Origin of the sequence: Paenibacillus sp. FSL R7-277, from assembly GCF_000517965.1 — a bacterium.
In the GTDB taxonomy this organism is placed as follows: domain Bacteria; phylum Bacillota; class Bacilli; order Paenibacillales; family Paenibacillaceae; genus Paenibacillus_AQ; species Paenibacillus_AQ silagei.
Window position 1 is genome coordinate 255641 of record NZ_ASPX01000115.1, and the last position, 23778, is coordinate 279418.

At 53.1% G+C, this 23778-nt stretch carries 25 protein-coding genes; 16 read left to right on the forward strand and 9 right to left on the reverse strand.

Annotated features, from left to right (window positions below):
• Positions 1-89: 89 nt before the first annotated feature.
• Positions 90-644, reverse strand: a complete 555-nt coding sequence (locus C173_RS28990; protein ID WP_036731778.1) for a hypothetical protein — start codon at positions 642-644, stop codon at positions 90-92.
• A 159-nt stretch (positions 645-803) separates the two neighbouring features.
• On the opposite strand from C173_RS28990, the gene C173_RS28995 reads away from it, so the two are divergent.
• The 4 genes from C173_RS28995 (at position 804) to C173_RS29010 (ending at position 3378) form a co-directional block, all read left to right on the forward strand.
• Positions 804-1379: a TetR/AcrR family transcriptional regulator gene (locus C173_RS28995; protein WP_036731780.1), complete on the forward strand. Its 576-nt coding sequence runs from the start codon at positions 804-806 to the stop codon at positions 1377-1379.
• Between the two features lie 157 nt (positions 1380-1536).
• Positions 1537-2202, forward strand: a complete 666-nt coding sequence (gene rnhA / locus C173_RS29000) for a ribonuclease H (RefSeq protein WP_036731783.1) — start codon at positions 1537-1539, stop codon at positions 2200-2202.
• 71 nt (positions 2203-2273) lie between these two features.
• Positions 2274-2942 (forward strand): uracil-DNA glycosylase, encoded by a 669-nt coding sequence (gene ung / locus C173_RS29005; protein WP_036731786.1) that lies wholly within the window; start codon positions 2274-2276, stop codon positions 2940-2942.
• A 31-nt stretch (positions 2943-2973) separates the two neighbouring features.
• Complete coding sequence (locus C173_RS29010; RefSeq protein ID WP_036731789.1) at positions 2974-3378, forward strand: hypothetical protein; 405 nt, start codon at positions 2974-2976, stop codon at positions 3376-3378.
• A gap of 164 nt (positions 3379-3542) precedes the next feature.
• Here C173_RS29010 and C173_RS29015 read toward each other — a convergent pair whose 3' ends face one another.
• A complete protein-coding gene (locus C173_RS29015; RefSeq protein ID WP_051478588.1) occupies positions 3543-4679 on the reverse strand; it encodes an AI-2E family transporter in 1137 nt (378 codons plus the stop codon).
• A gap of 162 nt (positions 4680-4841) precedes the next feature.
• On the opposite strand from C173_RS29015, the gene C173_RS29020 reads away from it, so the two are divergent.
• The gene (locus C173_RS29020; RefSeq protein ID WP_036731792.1) at positions 4842-5309 is read left to right on the forward strand and encodes a general stress protein; all 468 of its coding nucleotides are present in this window, start codon (positions 4842-4844) and stop codon (positions 5307-5309) included.
• Positions 5310-5335: 26 nt separating this feature from the next.
• Here the strand turns inward: C173_RS29020 and C173_RS29025 are convergent, their stop codons facing one another.
• Positions 5336-5653 (reverse strand): hypothetical protein, encoded by a 318-nt coding sequence (locus C173_RS29025; protein WP_036731795.1) that lies wholly within the window; start codon positions 5651-5653, stop codon positions 5336-5338.
• 345 nt (positions 5654-5998) lie between these two features.
• Here C173_RS29025 and C173_RS29030 point away from each other — a divergent pair, with 345 nt between their 5' ends.
• The 5 genes from C173_RS29030 (at position 5999) to C173_RS29050 (ending at position 11397) form a co-directional block, all read left to right on the forward strand.
• A complete protein-coding gene (locus C173_RS29030) occupies positions 5999-6760 on the forward strand; it encodes a DeoR/GlpR family DNA-binding transcription regulator (protein ID WP_036731798.1) in 762 nt (253 codons plus the stop codon).
• A gap of 39 nt (positions 6761-6799) precedes the next feature.
• Positions 6800-7711, forward strand: coding sequence for a 1-phosphofructokinase (gene pfkB, locus C173_RS29035; protein ID WP_036731801.1), 912 nt, complete (start codon positions 6800-6802; stop codon positions 7709-7711).
• A 47-nt stretch (positions 7712-7758) separates the two neighbouring features.
• The gene (locus C173_RS29040; protein ID WP_036731805.1) at positions 7759-9711 is read left to right on the forward strand and encodes a PTS fructose transporter subunit IIABC; all 1953 of its coding nucleotides are present in this window, start codon (positions 7759-7761) and stop codon (positions 9709-9711) included.
• 177 nt (positions 9712-9888) lie between these two features.
• On the forward strand, positions 9889-10389 hold the full coding sequence (locus C173_RS29045; protein WP_036731809.1) for a Crp/Fnr family transcriptional regulator: 501 nt from the start codon (positions 9889-9891) through the stop codon (positions 10387-10389).
• Between the two features lie 321 nt (positions 10390-10710).
• Positions 10711-11397, forward strand: a complete 687-nt coding sequence (locus C173_RS29050) for a YitT family protein (protein WP_036698508.1) — start codon at positions 10711-10713, stop codon at positions 11395-11397.
• Positions 11398-11470: 73 nt separating this feature from the next.
• Here C173_RS29050 and C173_RS29055 read toward each other — a convergent pair whose 3' ends face one another.
• The 3 genes from C173_RS29055 to C173_RS29065 all read right to left on the reverse strand — a co-directional run bounded on the left by C173_RS29055 (position 11471) and on the right by C173_RS29065 (position 14010).
• A complete protein-coding gene (locus tag C173_RS29055; protein ID WP_036731813.1) occupies positions 11471-12214 on the reverse strand; it encodes a class I SAM-dependent methyltransferase in 744 nt (247 codons plus the stop codon).
• Positions 12215-12455: 241 nt separating this feature from the next.
• Positions 12456-12890, reverse strand: a complete 435-nt coding sequence (locus C173_RS29060; RefSeq protein ID WP_036731817.1) for a MarR family winged helix-turn-helix transcriptional regulator — start codon at positions 12888-12890, stop codon at positions 12456-12458.
• A gap of 88 nt (positions 12891-12978) precedes the next feature.
• On the reverse strand, positions 12979-14010 hold the full coding sequence (locus C173_RS29065; RefSeq protein ID WP_036731820.1) for an NADH:flavin oxidoreductase/NADH oxidase: 1032 nt from the start codon (positions 14008-14010) through the stop codon (positions 12979-12981).
• 197 nt (positions 14011-14207) lie between these two features.
• Between C173_RS29065 and C173_RS29070 the strand changes: the two genes are divergently transcribed.
• Entirely contained in the window at positions 14208-15068 is an 861-nt protein-coding gene (locus tag C173_RS29070) for an undecaprenyl-diphosphate phosphatase (protein WP_036731823.1), read from the forward strand.
• 194 nt (positions 15069-15262) lie between these two features.
• Positions 15263-17563 (forward strand): 5-methyltetrahydropteroyltriglutamate--homocysteine S-methyltransferase, encoded by a 2301-nt coding sequence (metE, locus tag C173_RS29075; protein WP_036731826.1) that lies wholly within the window; start codon positions 15263-15265, stop codon positions 17561-17563.
• Positions 17564-17754: 191 nt separating this feature from the next.
• On the opposite strand, the gene C173_RS33975 is transcribed toward metE, so the two are convergent.
• The gene (locus tag C173_RS33975) at positions 17755-17907 is read right to left on the reverse strand and encodes a DUF1540 domain-containing protein (protein WP_076079942.1); all 153 of its coding nucleotides are present in this window, start codon (positions 17905-17907) and stop codon (positions 17755-17757) included.
• A gap of 372 nt (positions 17908-18279) precedes the next feature.
• Here C173_RS33975 and C173_RS29080 point away from each other — a divergent pair, with 372 nt between their 5' ends.
• Complete coding sequence (locus tag C173_RS29080; RefSeq protein ID WP_162174721.1) at positions 18280-19419, forward strand: DUF4349 domain-containing protein; 1140 nt, start codon at positions 18280-18282, stop codon at positions 19417-19419.
• A 378-nt stretch (positions 19420-19797) separates the two neighbouring features.
• On the opposite strand, the gene msrA is transcribed toward C173_RS29080, so the two are convergent.
• Both msrA and C173_RS29090 read right to left on the reverse strand, forming a co-directional pair.
• Positions 19798-20784: a peptide-methionine (S)-S-oxide reductase MsrA gene (msrA, locus tag C173_RS29085; RefSeq protein ID WP_036731829.1), complete on the reverse strand. Its 987-nt coding sequence runs from the start codon at positions 20782-20784 to the stop codon at positions 19798-19800.
• Between the two features lie 98 nt (positions 20785-20882).
• On the reverse strand, positions 20883-21494 hold the full coding sequence (locus tag C173_RS29090; RefSeq protein WP_036731832.1) for a TVP38/TMEM64 family protein: 612 nt from the start codon (positions 21492-21494) through the stop codon (positions 20883-20885).
• 160 nt (positions 21495-21654) lie between these two features.
• Here C173_RS29090 and C173_RS29095 point away from each other — a divergent pair, with 160 nt between their 5' ends.
• The 3 genes from C173_RS29095 (at position 21655) to C173_RS29105 (ending at position 23392) form a co-directional block, all read left to right on the forward strand.
• Positions 21655-22590, forward strand: a complete 936-nt coding sequence (locus C173_RS29095; protein ID WP_036731835.1) for a Gfo/Idh/MocA family protein — start codon at positions 21655-21657, stop codon at positions 22588-22590.
• A 32-nt stretch (positions 22591-22622) separates the two neighbouring features.
• Complete coding sequence (locus C173_RS29100; protein ID WP_036731838.1) at positions 22623-22949, forward strand: hypothetical protein; 327 nt, start codon at positions 22623-22625, stop codon at positions 22947-22949.
• Positions 22950-23074: 125 nt separating this feature from the next.
• A complete protein-coding gene (locus tag C173_RS29105) occupies positions 23075-23392 on the forward strand; it encodes a winged helix-turn-helix transcriptional regulator (protein WP_036698497.1) in 318 nt (105 codons plus the stop codon).
• Positions 23393-23778 lie beyond the last annotated feature (386 nt).

A 23778-nucleotide genomic window follows, 5' to 3' on the forward strand; every position in this document is an offset into this window, starting at 1 on the left:
CCAGCACCTCTTTTCGCGGGCAACAACAAGAAAAAGGGGTATTCTCCCCGGCCGCTTGCCCGAAGAGGAACACCCCGCACCCTGCCGCATTATTTTTTCACTTCGGTGACGCCGGTTACCTTACCCTGGTCTGCTGCGGAATAGGTAGCCTGATATTTGTCATCGGAGAAATAGACATTACCTTCAATGGTGGCATTCACGACGGCGAAGCCGTTAGCCTCTACATAGACATCACCCACAAAGGTCCCTCCCTGAATCCGGGCATTCTCGCTACGGATCGTCAATTTGGGCGCGGTGAGCTTGAAGGAGTTCGTGATGTTGTGATCGGCATCCTGGGTATAGAGCGCGATTTTGCGGGCAGGCTCTTCCTTATGGATGAATTGTCCGTCGAGCACAAGCTCCTCGGAGAAGCTCAGGTCCTTCAGCGTAGCTGCAATCCAGGTGCCGTCTTTGCTGATCGCCTTCTTGAAGGCTTCCCCGTTATCGACTACCGAAGCTGAAGTGACTGCATCCGGGGCAGCAGTAGCTGCCGTATTGCCCGTGTTCTCTGCTGTGCCCGTGTTGCCTGCATTTTTGTTTGCGTTGCCGCAGCCGATGAGCAGGGTCAGGGTGAATGCCGCCAGTATTACTGCGAACTTTCTCATTGTGTTAACCTCCTTGGGGTGTGTAATGCTGATGGTATTTTCCTTGAAATTAATATAGAATGATTGGTGCGGAATTAATGTGATTTAGTTAACACTGCTACAATAATATTTACCGATCGTTCTATAAATGGTAAAATAGACCGCGAAAGGAGCATGATCATGGCGCGAAGCAAAGAGTTTGACATTGATGATGTATTGCTCAAGGCAATGACGATTTTCTGGCAGCAGGGCTATGAGAAGACGTCCATGCAGGATCTTGTAGCCGGCATGGGAATTCACAAGCGAAGCATGTATGACACCTTTGGAGACAAGCATACCTTATATATAAAAGCGCTGGAGCGCTTTGCAGCCCTTCAAAGCTCCCGGCTGGAGAGCCGGATCGAGGGCATCACCTCAGCCAAGGCTGCCATCCGCCTCTTATTCGAAGCCACAGTTCACAGAAGTGAAGCGGAGCCGAAGGGCTGTATGCTGGTGAATACGGCAGTGGAGCTGTCGGCTCATGATCCGGAAGCTGCTGAGCGGGCCAATGAGGCTTTTTTGAATACCGAGAGATTAATGGAACAGCTGATCCTGCATGGACAGGAGACCGGAGAACTCTCCTCCCGTCATGCGGCTCCGGCGCTTGCTGCTTATCTGCACAATGCCTTGGTTGGACTGCGGGTTATGGTCAAGGCAACGAGGGATGCGGGCAAGCTCCAGACCATTATTGATACTACGCTGGCTGTGCTGGACTGAGCTGCCGTATTAGTATGAACGCGCCTGCCGGTATTTATCCAAATAGATATTCGGGCTGGCAGCAGGCGTGTGAGTGTGTTCAGGCTTCAATATGAACGCGGTATGCATTACAATAGATTTCTGGATAAGGTTACACCGGCAGGAGGGAGCAACAGGAATGGCTAAGCAGAAATACTACGTTGTATGGGAAGGCAAGCAGCCCGGAGTCTACAATACATGGGCGGAATGCCAGGCGCAGACGGATCATTATACCGGAGCGAAATATAAGTCTTATGAGAGCAAGTCGGCGGCTGAGACAGCCTTCAAGGCAGGCTGGAAGGGCAACTGGGGAACCGGTGCTGCAGCTTCAGGGGCGTCCGGCACAAGCAAATCAGGCAAGTCCTGGAGCCGGAGTGCCGGCGTGGAGACATCTGAGGAGATTGATTATGACAGTATCTCCGTGGATGTAGGCACCCGGGGGAATCCCGGACCGGTCGAATACAAAGGCGTAGATACCCAGACCGGGGATGTGATTTTCTCCTGCGGTCCGATCCGCAAAGGGACTAATAACCTTGGAGAGTTCCTGGCGATTGTGCATGCGCTGGCTCATCTTAAGCAGGAAGGCAGCAGCAAGACGGTCTATAGTGATTCTGTCAATGCAATGAAATGGGTCAAGCAGAAAAAGGTGGCCACGACCTTGCCCCGGGATGCCTCTACAGAGGAGATCTGGCAGCTGATTGACCGGGCGGAGAGCTGGCTGCGCAGCCACACTTATGACAACAAGGTGCTGAAATGGCAGACGAAGTCATGGGGCGAGATCAAGGCGGACTATGGCCGCAAATAAGTTCCTGTTATTCTGGTTAATAACAGGTAATGAAACAATACTAATAGCAGGGGAATTGGGAGGAGAACCGAATGTTTGGCAACGATTGGGATGAAGTGCTGCAGGAAGAGACGCAGAAGCCTTACTTTGAGGAATTGCGCTATGCCCTGGCACGCGAGTATAAGCAGTATACAGTCTATCCCCCGAAGGACAAGCTGTTCTCGGCGCTGAAGCTGACGCCTTACAGCAAGACCCGGGTAGTGATTCTCGGACAGGACCCTTATCACGGCGCAGGACAGGCCCATGGCCTTAGCTTCTCGGTAGAGCCGGGTGTAAGGATTCCGCCGTCGCTGCGCAATATCTACGCTGAGCTGCACAGTGATCTCGGTATAGAGGTGCCGGGCCACGGATCGCTGCTGCACTGGGCGGAAGAGGGCGTGCTGATGCTCAATGCCGTCCTGACAGTACGCGAGGGCCAGCCGAATTCGCATAAGGGGCTGGGCTGGGAGACCTTCACGGATGCTATTATGGAGAAGCTAAACGAGCGTACAGAACCGATGGTGTTCATCCTGTGGGGCAGTCATGCCCAGCTCAAGGGCGCGGTAGTTGACCGCAGCAGGCATAAGGTGATCCAGTCTCCGCATCCGAGCCCGTTCTCTGCACACCGGGGATTTCTCGGCAGCCGCCCGTTCTCTCAGGCCAACCAGTATCTGGAGCAACATGGGCTTAAGGGCATAGACTGGTCCATACCGAAGGTATAAGTAGTTCAGGCACAGGGAAGGGCGTGGAGCCATGAAGCATTGGGTTGGCAGACCGGTCATTATGTACTGCGGCGAGCAGCCATATACGATCATGAAAGGCGTTCTGCGCAGATGGGATCTTGCAGCTTCGGTAGCCGTCATTGGGCATCAGGAGATTGCCGTCCCTTTCCGCGATATTGTGTACATCAAAGCCCTGGCTCCCAAAGAGAGGGCTTTGCCCCCGGTTCTCCATTCGGTCGGATATATCATGAGAGAACGTCTGCAGTTTGATAATGCCGTCTATTTCAAATCAGCGGTTACTGTCTGGAAAGGGGACCAGCTGGTGGCATTCAATGCGACGATCATCGCACATACCAAAGGCTCCGTGACGCTGCATGGCGGGCAGAACCTGCCTAAGGGCAACCACACTTTCGTGGTCCGCTCGCTGCGGGGCTAAAGTCTGGACACATTCAAGCATGTACATTGAAAAGCCCTCCGGCGCGGAGATCATCAGCGCCGGAGGGCTTTTTATTAAAAGATAAGAATTTATATGTTTTGGAGCCCCCGCAAAGTACCTGAGTTATCACCTACGCTAAAGCCCCGCTTTGTGGGGTTGTTTTACTATACCTTATCGTCCTTGACGATCTCAATCTCAATCCCCGGCGGAGCACTTGGCTCGGGTACGGGTTGATCCACCCGTTCAGCGATAATGATCTCGTATATGCGCAGGAAGATGATTTTGATAATCATATAGACCGGAAGCGCAATGAGGACGCCGATCAGTCCATAGAAGTCGCCCCCCACAAGTACAAGCAGCACTGTTGTCAACGGGTGAACATCCAGCGACTTGCCATAGATGACCGGTGACAGCACGTTATCCTGAATCTGCTGCGCGATCAGAATGACGACCGCTGACCAGATAGCCATAGAAGGCGATTCTATGAACCCCACGATAACAACCGGAACCGCCGCCAGCAGCGAGCCCACATAGGGAATGAAATTCAGCGGGATGGAGATCACGGCGAGCAGCAGAGAATAAGGCAGGCCGATCAGCAAAAATCCGATGTATAGCAAGATGCCCAGCACCACATTAAGCAGGACACGTGTAACGATGAAGCCGCTGAGTGCAGAGTCAATATCCTTGAACATCTCCTGGCCTTCCTTGCGGTACTTTCTCGGAATCAGGCCCTGAAGAATCGGTGACAGCTTGTGCCCGTCCTTCAGCATGTAATAGAGAATGATCGGCAGGGTAGCGATAACCACGACAATACTGGAGATCACTGTGATCAGATTGGACATCGAATTGGTCACCCAGTTAATGGCACTGTTCACATACTCCGTCAGGCGTGTGGTCACATCCGTGTCACCCTTGAAGAAGCGGGAGAACGACGGATCATTCTGGAGCTTGTTGAACTGATTCTGAATACCCTCGACCAGATAAGGCGTATTGTCAATGAAGTTCTGGATTTGCTCGCGCAGTGTAGGCCAGACCAGCACCCAGAATAAGACGAACAGTCCGGTAAACACAAGATAAATCAGCAGGACGGACAGCCCGCGGTTAACATTTTTGGTCCCCAGATAGTTGACAATCGGCCGCAGAAGATAATACATAAAGCCCGACAGCATCATGGGTACGAGCAGCAGTTGAATGATAGATACCAGCGGTGTGAACAGAAAAATGACCTTCGAGCCCAGGTACAGAATCGTCAAAAAGGCGATAATGGCCAGGCAGGTCCGAAAATACTTGCTTTGAAGCACAGCAGCCCCCCCTATCTCTTAAGTTATGTTTATGTATACGTATCTTTATAACCCAATTAGAAGAGATTGATTCAGACCTGACCGGGAGCCGCCGCCACATGCGGGATTCAAGCCACAGGCAGAGTGGTAATATCGCAGTAGCTGTAAGAGGAGGGATGCCGCATGCCAACATTGGTATTGGGGATTTTTGGACACCGGAGTGATGCGGTGCTGGCGATCGAAGAATTGAAGAAGAATGGGATCAAGGCGAAGCATATCTCTGCTGTCACGAAGCAGAAGAACACGCTGGAGATCATCAGCAAGGATGCCGCGATTGGAGATGTGGAGACGGGGCAGGGGAATAATGGCTTGTACGGTACAGCCCGCGGGCTTGGGGTAGGCCTGGATATGGTCGCGGATTCTGCGGTCGCAGCAGGTCCGGCAGCCCGCAAGCTCGCGGGGGCGGATCTGGAGACAGACGGCCTAGCGGTCAGCCTGATCGGAATGGGGATTCCGCAAGATGACGCGGAGGCGTATGCGGAGCATGCTGATCTGGAGCATATTATTGTCATTGTCCTTCTGCCCGAAGAGGAGCTGAGGGAGAAGGTGCAGGTCATATTTGCGAAGCATGAGGTCATTCCTTTGAAGTGAGTGATGGGTTCGGAAAATATAAGGGATCAACGCAGCCGGCGGGACTTTCGTCTGGCTGCTTTTTTTTTGCGGTTCTGTACGAACAGCACCGGGTCGATGCCGGCACCTACCTGTCCGCCTGTTTCCTTGGTCACCTGCTTGGCTTTTACCAGAGAGAAAAAAGCAAACAGTTCCCCGAGTACGCCGAAGCCGGCGGCAATAATCGCATAATCCTCTGCACTGAGCTCCTCGGTTTCTACTGGGCCGTCACTGCCGCCCCCTCCGTGGCCGTTAATGCCGCTGCTACTGCCATTACCGCCGTTACCGCCTGCGCTGCCATATCCGTTGTTATTGTAATAGGCCATCTCCTGTTCACCCGCTTTTCCCCATATGTAATATAAATATGTCGCTCGCTGCCATTGTGAAATGGGCAATCGGGAGGTAATTTACCGCACCGGATGATATAGTTACAAGGCTGAAATGAGCATAAATGAGCAGAGCATACGCCAATTCTTACAGCAGTAGTGTATCCGGCTGAATAGTAGCCTCTTTACAGTTCATGAAAACGCTGTTACAATCATAAATGAGCACAAATGATCAACATCAGTCACAAGTGATTTGAATCCAGTCATCTTATCTTTCAATTCAGTAGTTACTGTATATATAGGAATCCGGCAGCGGGTAGCTGCACATCCTAAGGAGTGAGCTGCATGTTTGAAGAAGAACGCAAACGGATGATTCTGCTGTTTGTCGAGAAGCATACAAGAGCTTCGGTTCAGGAGCTCGGCCAGGAGCTGTCCGTCTCTGAATCCACCATCCGCAGGGACCTCAAGGAGCTGGAGGAGGCGCGGCTGCTGAAGCGTACGCATGGCGGGGCGGTGTCCCTGCAGAGTGTGAACTTTGAAGCGGCGGTTCCTGACAAGGAAGACCGGTTCCTGGAAGAGAAGCTGCGGATTGCCGGGAAGGCTGTGGAGATGATTGAAGATGGTGATGCCATTCTCCTTGACGGAGGTACCACCACCCTGCAGATTGCCCGGGCGCTGAAATCGTTCCGTAATCTCAAGGTCATTACCAACTCAATCATGGCGCTGAACGAGCTGAAGGACTGCCGCCATATTGAGGTGTCTATTACAGGCGGGATGCTAAGGCCGGACACCATGGCTTTTGTCGGACCGATGACCGAACGCTCGCTGGATATGGTTCGGGTAGATAAGGCATTCCTCGGCACCAATGGGCTGGATATCCGCGAAGGGATTACGACCCCGAATATGCTGGAAGCGGCCACCAAGCGCAAAATGATCGCGGTAGCGAAGCAGACGATCCTGCTGGCCGACCATAGCAAGATCGGGCAGATCTCCTTCTGCAAGGTTGCGGATCTGCAGGAGATGGACCACTGCATTCTGGATACGGGGATTCCGGATAGCTTCCGGAGGCAGCTTGAGAAGCTGGATGTGGATTATACACTGGTGTGATGGGATGGGAAGACAAACATTATAAATGAGGGATGAATGATGATTTATACGGTGACACTCAATCCTTCCGTCGATTATATCGTGGAGGTAGAAGAGCTAACACTGGGCGGACTCAACCGGATGAAGCGCGATATGAAGCTGCCCGGAGGGAAAGGGATTAACGTATCGCGTGTTCTGAAGCAGCTCGGCGTGGAGAATACGGCCACCGGATTTCTTGGCGGATTCACCGGCGGCTACATTGACACCTGGCTGGGCCAGGAAGGGATATCCGGCGACTTCGTTCATATTGCGGACGATACCCGGATCAATATCAAGCTTAAGGCCGGCCAGGAGACGGAGATTAACGGGGCCGGTCCTGTCATTACGGAGACCGAGACGGCTGCACTGCTGCTTAAGCTGGAAGCCCTGAAGCCGGGTGACATTGTGATCCTGTCAGGCAGCACGCCACCTTCGCTGGGCGGAGATTTCTACAGCAGGCTGATTGCAGTATGCAGGCAGAAGGGCGCGGAGTTCGTTATTGATACGACCGGGCAGGCCTTGCAGGACGCCTTATCCCAGGGACCACTGCTGGTCAAGCCGAATCACCATGAGCTGGCAGAGCTGTTCGGAGTTCAGATCAGCACCCGGGAGGAGATTATCACTTACGGACGCAAGCTGCTTATGGGCGGCGCCAAGCATGTACTGGTCTCCATGGCTGGCGAAGGCGCATTGTTCATTACGGGGCAAGAAGTCTACCACGCCAGCGCTCCTAAGGGCCAGGTGAGGAATTCAGTAGGTGCGGGAGATTCGATGATTGCCGGATTCGTGGGCACCTTGTCGCTGACAGGGAATGTGCTGGAAGCATTCCGTGCCGGTGTGGCATCAGGAAGTGCCACAGCGTTCTCCGATGATCTGGCAGACCGGGCATTAATTGAAGAGCTTCGTCCGCTTATTGCCATATCTCAGCTATGAATAACAGAGGTTAACAGGTTCAAGTACATTCGGGGAGTTGAGAATTGATGAAAATTACAGATTTGATGATACAGGAAACGATGATTATGGAGCTGCAGGCTACCACGAAGGAAGGGGCCATTGACGAGCTGATTGCCAGTCTCGCGGCCAGCGGACGCATCGCGGATGCGAAGCTGTTCAAGGAGAAGATTCTGGAGCGTGAAGCCCAGTCGAGCACGGGCATCGGCGGAGGCATTGCCATGCCTCATGCCAAGACCAAGGCTGTTAGCGAAGCAACGGTGGTATTTGCGAAGAGCAGCGCCGGAATTGATTTTGCCTCCCTGGATGAAGCGCCGGCCCACCTATTCTTCATGATCGCCGCGCCGGACGGAGCTGGAAATATGCACCTGCGAACACTCGCAGCACTGTCCAGGTTGCTCATTGAAAGCGAATTCATCGAACAACTCATGAATGCCAAGACACCTGCCGAGGTGTCCGCCTTATTCGATGCCAAGCAAGCGGAGGCGGAAGCCCAGGCAGAAGCGGAAGCCAAGGCAGCGGCGGTGAAGGATGCTGCACCGAAGGCAGCTGCGCCGCAAGCTGAACCTGCACGGATGATTACCGGGAACCCCGATTCACAGAGCTTCGTTGTTGCTGTAACAGCGTGTCCTACAGGAATCGCCCATACCTATATGGCAGAGGATGCCCTCAAGAAGAAGGCCAAGGAGATGGGTGTCAATATCCGTGTCGAAACTAACGGCTCGGAGGGTGCGCAGAACGTGCTGACTGCAGATGAAATTGCCCGGGCCAGCGGCGTGATTATCGCTGCCGACAAGAACGTGGAGATGGAACGCTTCAGCGGCAAGCCTGTACTCCAGCGTCCGGTTAGCGACGGTATCCGCAAGTCAGAGGAGCTAATCCGGATTGCAGTTACAGGAGATGCGCCTATCTATCGCGGCTCTGGACGCAATGAAGAAGGCTCAGCACCTGTGAAGTCCGGTTCTATTGGAAGCAAAATCTACAAAGACCTGATGAACGGCATCTCGCATATGCTGCCGTTCGTAGTCGGCGGAGGCATTCTGCTGGCGATCTCCTTCCTGATTGAACAGGTGGCCAGTCCCGACAATGCGCTGGTCAAGCTGCTGCAGAGCATCGGCGGCGGTGACGGAGCCTTCCACTTCCTGATTCCGATCCTTGCCGGATTTATCGCGATGAGCATCGGTGACCGGCCTGCGCTGATGCCGGGTATGGTCGGCGGTCTGATGGCCCTTAACTCCAATTCAGGTTTCCTCGGCGGTCTGGCTGCCGGGTTCCTGGCTGGTTATGTAGTGGTAATGCTCCGCAAAGCCTTCTCCGGCCTGCCGCGCACACTGGACGGTCTGAAGCCGATTCTGCTCTATCCCGTATTCAGCTTGCTAATTACCGGCGCGGTTATGTTCTTCCTGTTCGATCCGTTATTCAGCTGGATTAACGGAGGACTGACCGATGCGCTTAACAATCTGGGCACCGGCAACAAGATTCTGCTGGGCTTGGTGCTTGGCGGGATGATGGCCATTGATATGGGCGGTCCATTCAACAAGGCAGCCTACACCTTTGCCATCGGCGTGTTTACGTCCAGCGGCAATACAAACGGAATGATGATGGCAGCAGTGATGGCCGGAGGGATGGTGCCTCCGCTGGCGATTGCCCTGGCAACCTCGTTCTTCAAAAATAAATTCACGGAGACCGAACGCAAATCCGGTGTAACCAACTATGTGCTGGGCTTGTCGTTCATCACCGAAGGGGCCATTCCGTTCGCTGCGGCTGATCCGCTGCGGGTGCTCACCTCCTGTATTCTGGGCTCTGCCGTAGCCGGCGGACTTACCCAGCTGTGGAACCTCAATGTTCCCGCACCGCATGGCGGTGTGTTCGTAGCCTTCCTGTCCAGCAATGCGGCACTGTTTCTGCTGGCTGTGCTGATCGGCTCTGTAATTTCCGGGCTGATCCTGGGACTTTGGAAGAAGCCGGTCACAGTGAAATAACGTATTTTACCTATCCCTGGAACCGCCTGGGGGCAGAGACTCTTCTCTGCCCCCAGGCGGTTTCTTTGCCGTTGAACTTTTGAACAAATGGCTGTTTTACGCTTGCCCCTCCATTTTAGTGTCTTATTTCGGTATAATTAAAAATATATATACAGAGAACGCAAAGGAGAATGCGAAATGATTCTGCACAGAGGTGAGGTCTTATTCCGCCAGGGAGACGGCGGCCAGAACCTGTTCAAGGTGAAGAGCGGACTGTTCAAGGTCACGAGACTGCATGAGAACGGGAACATGGTATTGTTCAACCTGCTATATCCGGGTGAGACCGTTCCGCATCATTCCCTCATTTCGCCGAAGGAGGCGCATGGAACCGCAGTGGCAATGATGAAGAGTGAGGTTGAGCTGATTCCGGCTGCAGAATGGTACCGGGAGCTGAGGGAGAAGCCTGAGAAGGTGATGGAGATCGCCCTGTTGCTTCAGGAGAAGGTGCGGTTCATGCAGACGAGGCTCGATCATCTCACGGTTGGAACGCCGGGGGAGCGGATGGCCCTGCTGACCCGCTGGCTGACCGAATATTCTCATGGCGCACAGCTCACAGATCTGCTGACACAGGAAGAGATCGGACAATTGATCGGCGTCCGCCGCGAGACCGTCAACCGTCTGCTGCGGAATCCGGGCTGATTGCTTATTTTTAATGGAAACTGTTTAGAGTGGCCCCTCCGCGTGGTATAATCTATTCAGAACATATCAAACTAAAGAAAGGATCAGGATACCATGTGTCCCCGAAGGACGATTCCCCAAAGGACGATTTGGAAACGTTATGATCTGTCTTATACTTAGCTTCCCTGTAGAATGTGCGCGAACCGTTGTTCATTGACGAAGCCGCTTCTGCGAAGGGAAGGGAGTATTGTATGCGAAGGAGCAACATCTCCTCCGGTATAACCCCCCGTAGAGGCTGGCACGAACGTCTAGCCGCCATATACGATAAGGGGAGACCGAGTAATGAGGAAACAAGACAGTGGCATGAGTTTGCCGCTCCGGTTAGCTATTATTTTGACCGGAACACTATTGCTTGCATTTACGTATTATCACATTAATTATCAGAACCACTTGACCGAAGGCGGATTCGTAGGATTGTCGCTGCTCGGCAAGTATGTACTGGGGATTTCACCATCACTTAGCATCCTGATTTTGGACATTCCGGTACTCATCATCGCAATCATTTTCAAAGGAAAATCATTCGTAGTGAACACCTTCATATCCGTAGTGGCCTTCACGGTATTCTACGGGCTGATGGAACGCTATTCCGGCTGGGTTATTGACCTGCAGGATAACTTGCCGGTTGCGGCGCTGTTGTCCGGGGTATTGACAGGTCTGGGCGCAGGAATGGTCCTGCTGGGCGGCGGGGCGAGCGGCGGGGACGATATTTTATCCGTGCTGATCAGTGAATGGAAAGGTATTAAGGTAGGAACCGTATTTATCCTGATGGATGTAATCGTTCTGGCTTTTTCCCTCTTCTATATGCCGTTAAGAGAAACCCTGTACACTGTGATGGCTGTAGTTGTAGCCGGTTATGTAATCACTTTTACAACCTCTCTGGGCAGACGGAAGCTGGTTCAGGCACCTAAGATTCCGTCCGCACTTGCCAAGACTCAGGAAGGCACAGTGAATGTGAATAATGCAATGTGAACTCCGTGAACCACGGGGATGATAAAAGGTCAGCGGACTACCGTCCGGCTGGTCTTTTTTTTGTGCTATAAGATTAGTCTGTTGACTGCTTCACCGCTGACAGCAGCAGGAACATCGGACGCCGCGTCTCCTCCTGCCAAGCCGGATTCTTCTCCAGCATCTCAGGGGTCGGCTGCAGCTCCGACAGCTGCTTCAGGACGAATCCGGAATCGAGCAGCGTACCCAGGTAGGTGGCGGTGGTCCGGTGGTATTTTGCAACCTCGTGTTCGAGAAAATCAGCCAGTCTTAGCCCTTCGAGATGGTAGTTGTCCACGGGCCAATGCAGCTTCTCCCCGTCCGGGCTGTAATGCCAATCCTGCGCGGCGAGCGCGGTGAAGATCGGATGCTCTACAGAGAAGACGAAGGCTCCCCCGGGCTTCAGGCAATGCCGGACCTGGCGGCAGAGGCTGCCGAAATCTTCAATATAGTGGATCGCCAGCGAGCTGATCACGGTATCAAATTGCTCTGCCCCGAATGCGGCATCCTCAATCGCGAGCTGGAGATACTCAATCTTCGGGTCGTCTGTCATCGTACGGGCACGCTCCAGCATATTGGCGGAGAGATCTATGCCTACGACGGAAGCCGCCCCCTGCTCCCGGGCATACCGGCAGTGCCAGCCGAACCCGCACCCCAGATCAAGCACCCGCTGGCCCGCCAGATCAGGCAGCAAAGTACGGAAGACCTCCCATTCTCCGGCAGCCTCCAGTCCGCCCGTAGAGCGGGGCATCTGGCTGTAATTCGCAAAAAAACCCGCGTCGTCATACTTATTTTGCTTCATTCATTGAACCTCCCACATCCTTTTATTACAGAAAGTATAACGCAGATGGGACGGAGGTGCAGCCTACTGAGAGAATAAGACCGCCAACCAGCTGCATAGCTGTGAATAACATATGCTGCACCCCGCTATACTTAATTTCTTAATAGTATGGTGTATGCTCAGGGGGAGAGGGAGGTTCAGGCAAAAACCCGCCGCCCCTCGGGAGGGACGGCGGGTTCACCCGGCAGGCAGCTGCCCGGGTCTAGGATTGCTTCAGCTGGATAAGCTGCTCCAGCAGCAGCTGCGTGTCGTCTACAGGAAAGGCTTCCTGCAGCACTTCATGAACGGTCTGCTTCGCCCGGTCAACCTTGTCCTGCCCAATGGCAGTCAGGGACGTATAGATGCTTCTGCGGTCTGCCTCGCAGGACTTGCGCTCCAGCGCTCCGCAGCCCTTGGCTTCGAAGCGGCTGACCAGCCGGGACACAGCACTCTGGCTAAGCCCGACCATCGATTCCAGCTGCTGGAGCTTCAGCTTTTGCTCAGGGGCTTCGGACAGAAACAGCAATACATAGAATTCCTTAAGCGATAACTCATAGTTCTCGGTCAGCTTCGCTTCAAGGACTGCGGCCACCTTCATCTGTATCAGAGAGAGCGATAACCAGCTGTTAATCAGATCATTTGAAGGGGGGTTAGTCATGTCTTCATCCTCCCGGTGTATACCTGTAATGAATAGTAGTTGTTATACAGTATACCATCACCATAGGCAAGCTGCTGACGAATTGTCCTTAACGCGGGAATCCTAATGCATACTGCTTAGGTATATCTGCGTCTTTGTGCAGCGTTACACCGGCTTCCAGCGTCCAGTAAGGATTACGGAGCATTCCCCGGCCCACCGCCACCAAGTCAGCTTCTTCATTGCTAATGGCGGCGTTGGCAAGAACCGCTTCATCCAAGCGGCCGACAGCAATCACCGGTACGTTCAGCTCCTGGCGGATGGTTCTTGCCAGCGGTAACTGATAGGCTGCATGGTTGCCCGGTCCATTCTCTGCGTCAACGGCTCCTTCACCACCTGAACTGATATGGAAAATATCGGCCCCGGCTTCCTTATAGGCTCTGCTGATCTCCAGACCCTCTTGGAGGCCGTAGCCGCCTTTCACATATTCTCTGGCGGAAATCCGCATGATCAGTGGCATATCCTCAGGCATCACGCTCTTGGCGGCAGCGATAACCTCCCGGCCGAACAAGGTCAGATCCTGTCCGTATTCATCAGTCCGCTGGTTGGTCAGCGGCGAGTGGAACTGGTGAATCAGATAGCCGTGGGCGCCGTGCAGCTCAATAGTGTCGAACCCGGCCTGGACCGCACGCTCTACGCCCCGTTTGAATTTCTGTACCATGTCTTTAACTTCTTCTGTTGTCAGGGCATGAGGAGTCTTGGACTTGCCGTCAAAAGGAATTGCGGAAGAAGAGACAGGAACCTTGGCATCCTCCGCCTTGCGTCCGGCATGGGCCACCTGAATTCCGATTTTGGCTCCATGGGCATGACTGGCTTCCACAATCCGCGCCAGCGCAGGAATCTGCTCATCAGACCAGAGGCCCAGATCATAATCGGTAATCCGGCCGTCCGGGTCCACATCAGCCATCTCGACAATGATCAGTCCGGTGCCGCCGACAGCGCGGCTTACATAGTGGTTGTAATGCCAGTCGTTAGCGATGCCATCCTTATTGGTAACTGAATATTGGCACATGGGCGGCATTACCACCCGGTTCTTCAGTTTTAAGTTTTTATACTCATAGGGGGTGAACAGATCTTTCGTCATGAATTTCGCTCCTTCGTTCTACATGGGATGGATAAACAATAAATGCATGCGCATGCATATAAATATATGCTGTTGGTTTCTGCCTGTCAAGTCAGCGTTATGATTAAAATTTTCCATACTGCAAGAGAGCTGTAAGTTTCAGAAATAGCTGTGCGAGTTTACAATTATTATATTGAAAACAATAAAGGGGGATCGCCATGGAGCTGCTGACCATTGTCAAAGCAATCATTCTGGGAATTGTGGAAGGGCTGACCGAATTCGCTCCGGTATCCTCGACAGGCCATATGATCATCGTAGATGATATGTGGCTTAAATCGCAGGAGTTCCTGGGGAAGTACACGGCCAACTCCTTCAAGGTAGTGATTCAATTAGGTTCCATTCTTGCAGTCGTAATTATTTTCCGTAACCGGTTCATTGATCTGCTGGGCCTCGGGAAGCTCAGCCGCAAGGACTTGGCCGTAGTGCCGGAAGGGCAGCGGCAGGCTCCGGCGGAAGGGCGGCTGAAGCTGACGCATATCCTTGTCGGACTGCTACCGGCCGGAATCTTCGGATTTCTACTGGAGGATTACATCGATGAGCATCTGTTCTCTACCTTTACTGTGCTGATTGGACTTGTGGTTGGAGCGTTATTCATGATTTGTGCCGACCGTTTTGCGCCTGCGAATGCCCGGACTGAGAGTGTGGATCAAATTACATATAGGCAGGCGCTATCAGTCGGATTGATCCAATGTATCTCCCTGTGGCCGGGCTTCTCGCGGTCCGGCTCGACGATATCCGGCGGGGTTCTGCTGGGCATGAGCCACCGTGCGGCAGCCGATTTCACCTTCATCATGGCGGTGCCGATTATGGCCGGGGCGAGCCTGATTTCACTGCTGAAGAACTGGCAGTATTTTACGCTGGATGCCTTGCCGTTCTTCATTGCCGGGTTCATCAGCGCCTTCATATTCGCACTGGTATCGATGCGTTTCTTCCTGAAGCTGATTAACCGGATCAAGCTGTTGCCCTTCGCAATCTACCGGATTGTGCTTGCCGGTGTGGTCTATCTGATCTGGTTCTGATTTCGCCGGGACTCCATGTTTAAGCTGCTCCTCCTTCATGGGGGTGCAGCTTTTTTTGGCGTTTTGCTATAGGGAATCTGTATAGCCGGATTGCGTGGAATCTGTTGCGGGGCGCGGTAGGCGTGCAGTAAGATGGCATCAGATTAAGGCTTGCAGACATGAGGGCAGACAATTATACAGAGGAGTGGACACCTATGAGTAAAGGAATCAAGACAAGCAGCCTCGGTTATCCGAGAATCGGCAAGAACCGTGAATGGAAGAAATTATTGGAGGCTTATTGGGCCGGGAAAATCGATGAGCAGAGCTTCCGCTCGCAGATGGAGGATATACAGCTTCAGCATTTGCAGACCCAGCAGCAGGCCGGAATTGATCTGATTCCGGTGGGCGATTTCACCTTCTATGACCATGTGCTGGATACCGCCGCTATGTTCGGGATCGTACCGGCGCGTTACGGATATAAGGGCGGAGAAATTCCGCTTGATCTGTATTTTGCAATGGCGCGCGGCAATGCAGAGGCCCCGGCCTGCGAGATGACGAAATGGTTCAATACGAATTACCATTACATTGTGCCTGAGATCGGCAGCCTGACTCCGGTATTGACAGCGAATAAACCGCTGGCTGCCTACCGCTTCGCCAAGGAGCGGGCAGGCATTGAGGGCAAGCCCGTTATAGTCGGACTGTATACCTTCCTGAAGCTGTCCAAGGGCTTCCCGGCAGCAGACATCGCCGCCGTTGCCGCACGCTTCCTCCCGTTGTATGTACAACTGCTGCAGGAGCTGCAGGCTGAAGGAGTGGCCTGGGTACAGATCGATGAACCGGCGATTGTTACCGGCTTAACGGCTGAGGATACCGCACTGCTCCAGAACATTTACAGTGAGATTGCTGCTGCCGTACCAGGACTGAACCTGATGCTGCAGACGTACTTCGAAGCTGCGGAGCCGCTTGAAGCATTGCTGGCGCTGCCTGTACAGGGTCTGGGTCTTGACTTCGTCCATGACGGCGGCAAGAATCTGGAGTCGGTTGCACGCCTCGGGTGGCCGCAGGATAAGACACTCGGAGCCGGTATCCTTGACGGACGCAACATCTGGCGCGCCGATACCGATGCCAAGCTGGAGCTGGTAGCGAAGCTGCTGACCTATGTGCCTCAGGAGCGGTTAATTCTCCAGCCAGCGTCAAGTCTGCTGCATGTGCCTGTAACGGTTGAGGGCGAGGTCAAGCTGAAGGCTGCGGTCAAGAATGCCTTGGCGTTTGCCAATGAGAAGCTGGCCGAGCTGGTTCTCATTGCGGCAGCCGCGAACGAGGGAAGAGAGCGTTATGCCGCCGAGCTGGAGCGCAGCCGTGAGGTGCTGGCCGTATTCCGTGCTCTGCCGGAGCGCGGGCGTGAGGATGTAGCCGAGCAGGTGCGTGCCCTTGCCCAGCTGCCGGACCGCCGCAGTCTTCCGTTCGCCGAGCGTGTCAAGGTTCAGCAGGAGAAGTGGCGTCTGCCGCTGCTGCCGACCACGACCATCGGCAGCTTCCCGCAGACGGCTGAAGTCCGCCAGGCCCGTCTGAAATGGCGCAAGGGAGTCTGGAACCAGGAGCGTTATGACTTGTTCATCAAGCGGCAGATCGCTGAAGCGATTACGCTTCAGGAGGAGCTTGGTCTGGATGTGCTGGTACACGGAGAGTTCGAGCGTACGGATATGGTGGAATTCTTCGGGGAGAAGCTGGCCGGCTATCTGTTCACCGCAGGCGGCTGGGTTCAGTCCTACGGATCACGCTGCGTGAAGCCGCCGGTAATCTATGCCGATGTTGCTTTTATCGAGCCGATGACCGTCAAAGAGAGCGTGTATGCCCAGTCACTAACGAAGCTGCCTGTTAAGGGAATGCTGACTGGACCGGTCACGATCCTGAACTGGTCCTTTGTCCGCGATGACCTCAGCCGGGAGGCGGTGGCCGGACAGATCGCCCTCGCCCTGCGTCATGAAGTATCCGCACTTGAGGAGGCTGGTATCGAGATGATCCAGGTCGATGAGCCGGCGATCCGCGAAGGCCTGCCGCTGAAGGCGAGAGATCATGAGTATTACCTCAACTGGGCGGTGAAATCCTTCCGGACCGCCACGAACCATGTCAAGGACACCACGCAGGTGCATACGCATATGTGCTACAGTGAATTTAACGACATGATCGGTTCGATCTCGGCGATGGATGCGGATGTCATCTCCATTGAGACCTCGCGCAGCCATGGTGAGCTAATCGTCAGCTTCGAGGAGCAGGAATACGACAAGGGGATTGGACTGGGTGTGTATGATATTCACAGTCCGCGCGTGCCGGTGGTAGAGGAGATGACTTCAGCCATCGAACGTGCGCTGCGCGTGCTGGATGTCCAGCAGTTCTGGATTAACCCCGACTGCGGACTGAAGACACGGGGCTGGGAAGAGACCACAGGCGCACTGCGCAACATGGTAAAGGCCGCTGTCCTGGTGAGAGAGCAGCATGGCGCAGTGACCCGTTAACAGGGCGGAGCTATTCCGTTTAAGATTCTTAGATTTGGACAGAAAAACCACTGCAAGCGGGAGAGTATAATCTCCGGCCCGCAGTGGTTTGTTTTTTGCAGGAAACACTTGATAATAATTCTCATTCTTGATAGAATGAGAAAAGAAAGAAGGAACCTGTGGAGGGCTCCTTCATATTCTGTAAAGATTCATTATTTGCTTTCGAAGGTTTTGCAATCTGTTTCCTCAGATTGTGTAGGCTGCTTGGAGCTGTGGTAGGCAACGAAGATGGACTCAGCGTTGCATTTGTTCTCTTCAGCCCAGTAGGTGCAAGAATTAACTGCGCACAATACGTCTTTTGCCATGAGGGTTCACCTCCTCTTGTAGTAGTAGGCATCATAAATCGGCAAGAAATCAATTACAGCTGCCCGGGCAAGGTGGAGCTTGTCCGAATAGCGCCATAACCTTATTCTATGCGAATAGGGTTTTTGGTGTTTTTTTGCCGTTTTATCATCGTAATTGTAACAAATAAAGAGGCAATACGCAAACAGGACCCCACTCGGCTATTCATGACTGAATGGTCTTATTTGTTATTTTCCTTAAATGGCTGCAACCTTCCAGCTTTTGGAACGTCAAGAGGGATAAGCGCGGAACGGACCGATACAGATAACGGCCTTTCTCCGCGGAAGCTGAAGCACCGGAAGCAGTATACAATTACACTTTGTGGAGGAATGAGCATGCGAAAATGGGGTCTGCATTACTTATTGTATCTAGTGGTTGTGGCCGTGGTTCTAACGGGATGCGGCGCGTCGAGTAACAATTCAGATTCGGCCGCGAATTCAGAAAGCGCGTTCAGTAATCAAGCAGCATCAGACGGATCAGCGGAGAGTGCGCCTGCTGCGGTAGAGGCTAAGGAGGATAGTCTAGCTAACACGGCGATGGCTGTCAATGATCAGGCTGCAGTGAAGGGCGGCGGCGGAAATTCGGCAGTCCCTGGGGCGGGGGCTGAGCAAGGGACAAATGCTTCTGCCGGATTCACCGGCACCGATGTGGTAGCAGGGCTGAACAAGAAGCTGATCTACAAGGCGAACCTCAATATGGAGGTAACCGACTACGGGGCAGCGCAGACTGAAGTGCGGAATATGGTTACTCTGGCCGGGGGCTACATTATCGAATTTTCAGAGAATATGTCTGAATATGAACAGGGTGGAACCTTTATCCTAAAAGTGCCTGCGGCGGGCTTCTCTCCGTTCCTGAACAATCTGGAGAAGATTAAGCATGAGAAGCTCCAGAGAAGCATCCAGGGGCAGGATGTGTCGGAGGAATATGTGGACCTGGAGTCACGTCTTAAGGCGAAGCAGATGATGGAGGCGCAGTATATTGATTTTATGAAAAAAGCAACCAAACCGGCCGATCTCGTCCAGTTCGCCAACCAGCTTGGGGAAATTCAGGAGCAAATTGAACAGATCAAGGGCAGAATGCGGTATATCGATCAGAACGTATCGTTCTCTACAGTGGAGCTTCGCCTCTACCAGACGGAGAAGAGTCTTACCCTTACACAGACTAATTCCGAGGGTCCGCTGGGTGAACGGGCTTCGGAAGCGCTCAAGAGCAGCATGAAGGCGTTGTCTGTGATGTTCCAGTGGCTTGTTGTTGTACTGGCGGCTGCTCTCCCCGTCCTGCTGGTAGCTGGAGTGGTGGTTGCGCTGGTGCTCTGGTTACGGAAAAGCTTCAAGCGGCGGCAACCCGCGCACCCTGAACAGGCACGGCTGGGCGGCAACCGTCTGCCGGGCCGGGAATCGCAGCCTCATCCTGAAGCGGCACCTGTAGTACCGGCTGCAGCGGATGAGGAGAATTCAGATAAGCAGAATAAGTAGAGCGGGCTGTACGAATAAACATAGGATCATTTATGTAAAGAATAAAGCCTCCCTACCCGTGAATCCGGGCTGGAGGCTTTGTTTTGTTCAGGAAATTATGATTTTTTTCTGTTGTGGATAAAGTGTGTGCCCGAATGTATGTGGAAAACAGCACACATTGTACAGGTACGCAGGCGTGTGCCCGAATGTATGCGAAAAACAGCACACATTGAACTGGCGCGAAGACGTGTGGCTCCATTGTATGCGGAAAACAGCATACATTGTGCTGATGCGCAGGCGTGTGGCCCAAATGTATGCGGAAAACAGTATACATTCGGGCCACACGTAAGTTATGCAATTTATGAAGCTATAGCTTGAGGCAAGCCGGGATCTCCAGCCTTAAGCATGCTGGAAGAGCACACGGTACTCGCCATAGCCTTCCTTCTCCAGGTCCTCTTTGGGAACAAAGCGCAGAGCTGCCGAATTGATACAGTACCGCAGTCCGTTCGCTCCGGGGCCGTCATTGAATACATGGCCCAAGTGGGAATCCGCTGTCTTGCTGCGAACCTCAGTGCGGACCATCAGGTGGCTGAGGTCGGTTTTTTCCTTGACCACATAGTCCCGGATCGGACGCGTGAAGCTCGGCCAGCCGCAGCCGGAATCGAACTTATCCTCTGAGCTGAACAGTGGCTCCCCGGAGACAATATCCACATAGATCCCGTCTCCGTGGTGATCCCAGAATTCGTTGCGGAATGGAGATTCCGTAGCGCTGTTCTGCGTTACTTCATATTGAAGCGGAGTCAGGCGCTCCTTCAGGCTCTGCGGGTCCTCCTTATGCGTCCAGTGAGCTTCGATGAATGCTTCCCGGCCCGAACCCTTGCGGTAACGCTTGTAATGGGCTGGATTCTTGTGATGATAGCCCTGATGATATTCTTCGGCTGGGTAGAAGGGCTTAGCCGGAAGAATAGGTGTCACAATGGGAGCAGAGAAGCGTCCGCTGGCCTGAAGAGCTGCCTTGGAAGCCTCTGCTTGCTCGCGCTGCTCCTCCGAATGGGTGAAGATTGCCGTTCCATAAGAAGTGCCACGGTCATGGAATTGCCCTCCGGCATCGGTAGGGTCAATCTGCTGCCAGAACAGCTCAAGCAGCTTGCTATATGGGAAAATATCCGGATTGAACGTAATCTGCACCGCCTCAACATGTCCGGTGGTTTCTGAGCATACTTCCTCGTAGGTCGGATTCACGGTATGTCCGCCTGTATAACCGGAGATAATCTTGACAATGCCTGGAAGCTCTTCAAAAGGGGATACCATACACCAGAAGCATCCACCGGCGAAGGTGGCTTGCTCGGTCTTGACATTTATAGAATCAGCTTGAAATTCACTCATTGTTATCCCTCCATCTGTAGAATGCAATTAAATAGATCACAATTTAATTATAAATCAAATAGAGGCTTACTGCCAGCACACCGGAAATTCTTGAAGCGTCAGCGGCCCGCAGAAGGACGGCGGCGCATGGATAATCCGGCTACAGCCAGTACGGCAATATACACGATTATAGCTACTGCAGCACTTCGCGGATGCTGGAACATCTGTCCTCCGAGGAAGGCGTAGAGGGCGATGCCGGGAATTTTGCCAAGTGCGGTAGCTCCAAGATAGCTCCAGAAAGGCAGTACGGCGGCACCAGCGTAGATATTCACAGCCATCTGCGGAATGAACGGTGCCAGGCGGGCAATCACTACGGATGCAAAAGGACGCTGCTGCACAGCAGACACAAATCTGTCCAGCGCCGAAATACTGCTTAGATAGGCCATTGATTTGCTCTGGAACATGTATTTAACGAAACCATATACAAGGGCCGCCGCTATCGTAGTAGCACTCCAGCATATTAACGCTCCTGCGAAGCTTCCATAGGCATACCCGAACAATCCGATAATCAGCTTGTAGGGCAGGACCGGAAATAAGGCCAGCACTGTGGCGGCGAGCATCGACAAATACAAAGGATGATCCTCTCTAAGCCAAGCCAGGAGTTCATACCTGTAGATAAACGCGAGGATTATGCACGAAACATACAGAACAACCGTTAGCCATTTTCTCATTATACTATGCCCCTTCTTCACTCCATCCATTTCATCATACTGAAAAAAAAGCAATTAAAGCAATTATTGAAGCAAAGATCATTGTTCCCGCAGCATGTCACGGTATAATACATCTATAAGGGAATTGAATTTCCCCCAACATGTAAGGGAGATGCTGTTAATGAAACTACCTGTCCGCAAAAGAGTGGCAATGATCGGCATAGGCGATATTGCCCGTAAAGTCTATTTGCCGCTGCTCTCCCGGCATGATCAGGCCGAGGTGGTGGGAGTGCTCAGCCATTCCTCTGCTACGGTCGAGCGGGCAGTCCAGGCGTATCGCCTTCAGCGGGGCACAACCGAGCTTACGGAGCTTCTGTCCTGGGATCTGGATGCTGTGTTCATACATAGTCCTACAACTACGCATTATGAGCTGGTGACCTCTTGCCTGGAGCATGGGGTGTCCGTGTATGTGGACAAGCCGCTATCCTATGATCTGGAGGAATCCCGCCGGATGGCAGAGCTTGCTGAGAACAAGGGGCTGCTGTTGGGAGTGGGCTTCAACCGCCGCTATGCCCCGATGTATGCCGCCGCCAAATCCTGGCTGCATAAGGCCGGAGGCATCAGCCAATCCACCGCAGTCAAACACCGGACGAAGCTGCAGCAGGGTAACAGCCATGAGACGATCCATGATGACCTGATTCATATGCTGGATCTGCTGCTCTGGCTGTCAGGCGGGGATTATGAGCTGCTGCACACCAGCCTGAGGGCGGATGCGGAGGGGCGGCTTCTGCACGCCTCGGGAATGCTGGGCTGGGAGAACGGGACCACCGGCCATTACAGCATGGTCCGGGATGCAGGGGCCGATCTGGAGAAGCTGGAGCTGCACGGCCATGGCAGGTCGGTTGAGGTGACAGACATGGAACGGGTTATATTATATGAGCAGGGCTCGTTGCCGCGCACGCAGAACTTCGGCAGCTGGGATACCGTGCTGGAGCGAAGAGGCTTCAGCGGAGCGGTCAGCCATTATCTCAGTAATATAGCGACACCGGAGCAATGCAGTATTTCCGCTTCGGCCGTATTGCCGAGCCATGAATTAGCAGCAAGATTAAGCCGCTGAGCGGTCAGCATCGCAGCAGAGAGGAGAACAACATGGAGGATTATGACAACAAGTCGATGGAAGAGAGGATTATCGAGAGCTACAAGCGGGACGAGGAAATGATGATTCTTGTATTTGCCCAGTGGTGTGTGAATAATAAGCTGGACCCGCATGCCCTGTATCTGCAGGCTTATCCGCAGCAGGAGGGCAATCAGGCGCTGGCCAATGCGCTGGCCCTGACGGTATCCGCGGATGAGGCCGGGTTCATCTCCGATGATACGGTGCTGGGCGTACTCTCCCTGTACAGTAACGATGATCTTGCCTATGTGGTTACAGAGGCCATCCAGCTAAGACGCAAGGCAGAAGACACCAAGGATTGAGAGCGTAAATATAATAATAGGGGTTAATGAACTTTTTTTTGGCAAACGATGTTCATTCCAGAATAAATGTGGTAAAATTATATATACTAACTAATTGTAAGCTTCATAAGTGAGAGGTGATAACCATGGAAGAACATCAACTGACGATGTGCCCGAGATTTGAGACGGCTTTTTCGTTTCTGGGCAAGCGTTGGAACGGACTCATTATTCAGACCTTGATGAGCGGTCCCAAGCGGTTCAAGGATATTTCCGGACTGATTCCGTCAATGAGCGATAAGATGCTGTCCGAGCGCATGAAGGATCTGGAATGCGAGGGCATTCTGGTACGACATGTGTACCCGGAGACACCGGTGCGCATTGAGTATGAATTAACAGTGAAGGGCCGTGCGCTTGAGCCGGTCATGCAGCAAATCCAGTCCTGGGCCGAGAGCTGGGTGGAGTAGCAGTACCGTAATATATTTTTGATGACAGCCTCTTGCCGGGTATCCGGGTAAGGGGCTTTTCATATGCTGTTCTGCTTGAAATATAAGAATTTATAGGTTTCACACGATAACTTATCCTTCTATTTCTCGCTGAAACGGTACCGTCCTTTATAAGGACGGCAATGCCGTTTCCGCTTGTTTATGCAAATTTTGCCCAAATAAACCTTGCACTTAGGCCCTACCTGTGTAATATAATAGAACATACTAAATATTACGGATGTGTGGAAGCGTTAACAAAAGTAGGAAAAGCCCAGGGTTATAAGGCAGACGGATGCTTACGGGATGTGTTTTGGACGATGCTGATGGAAGGAAGCGGAGGGCTCACACAACTTTTAGGAGGCGAGGAC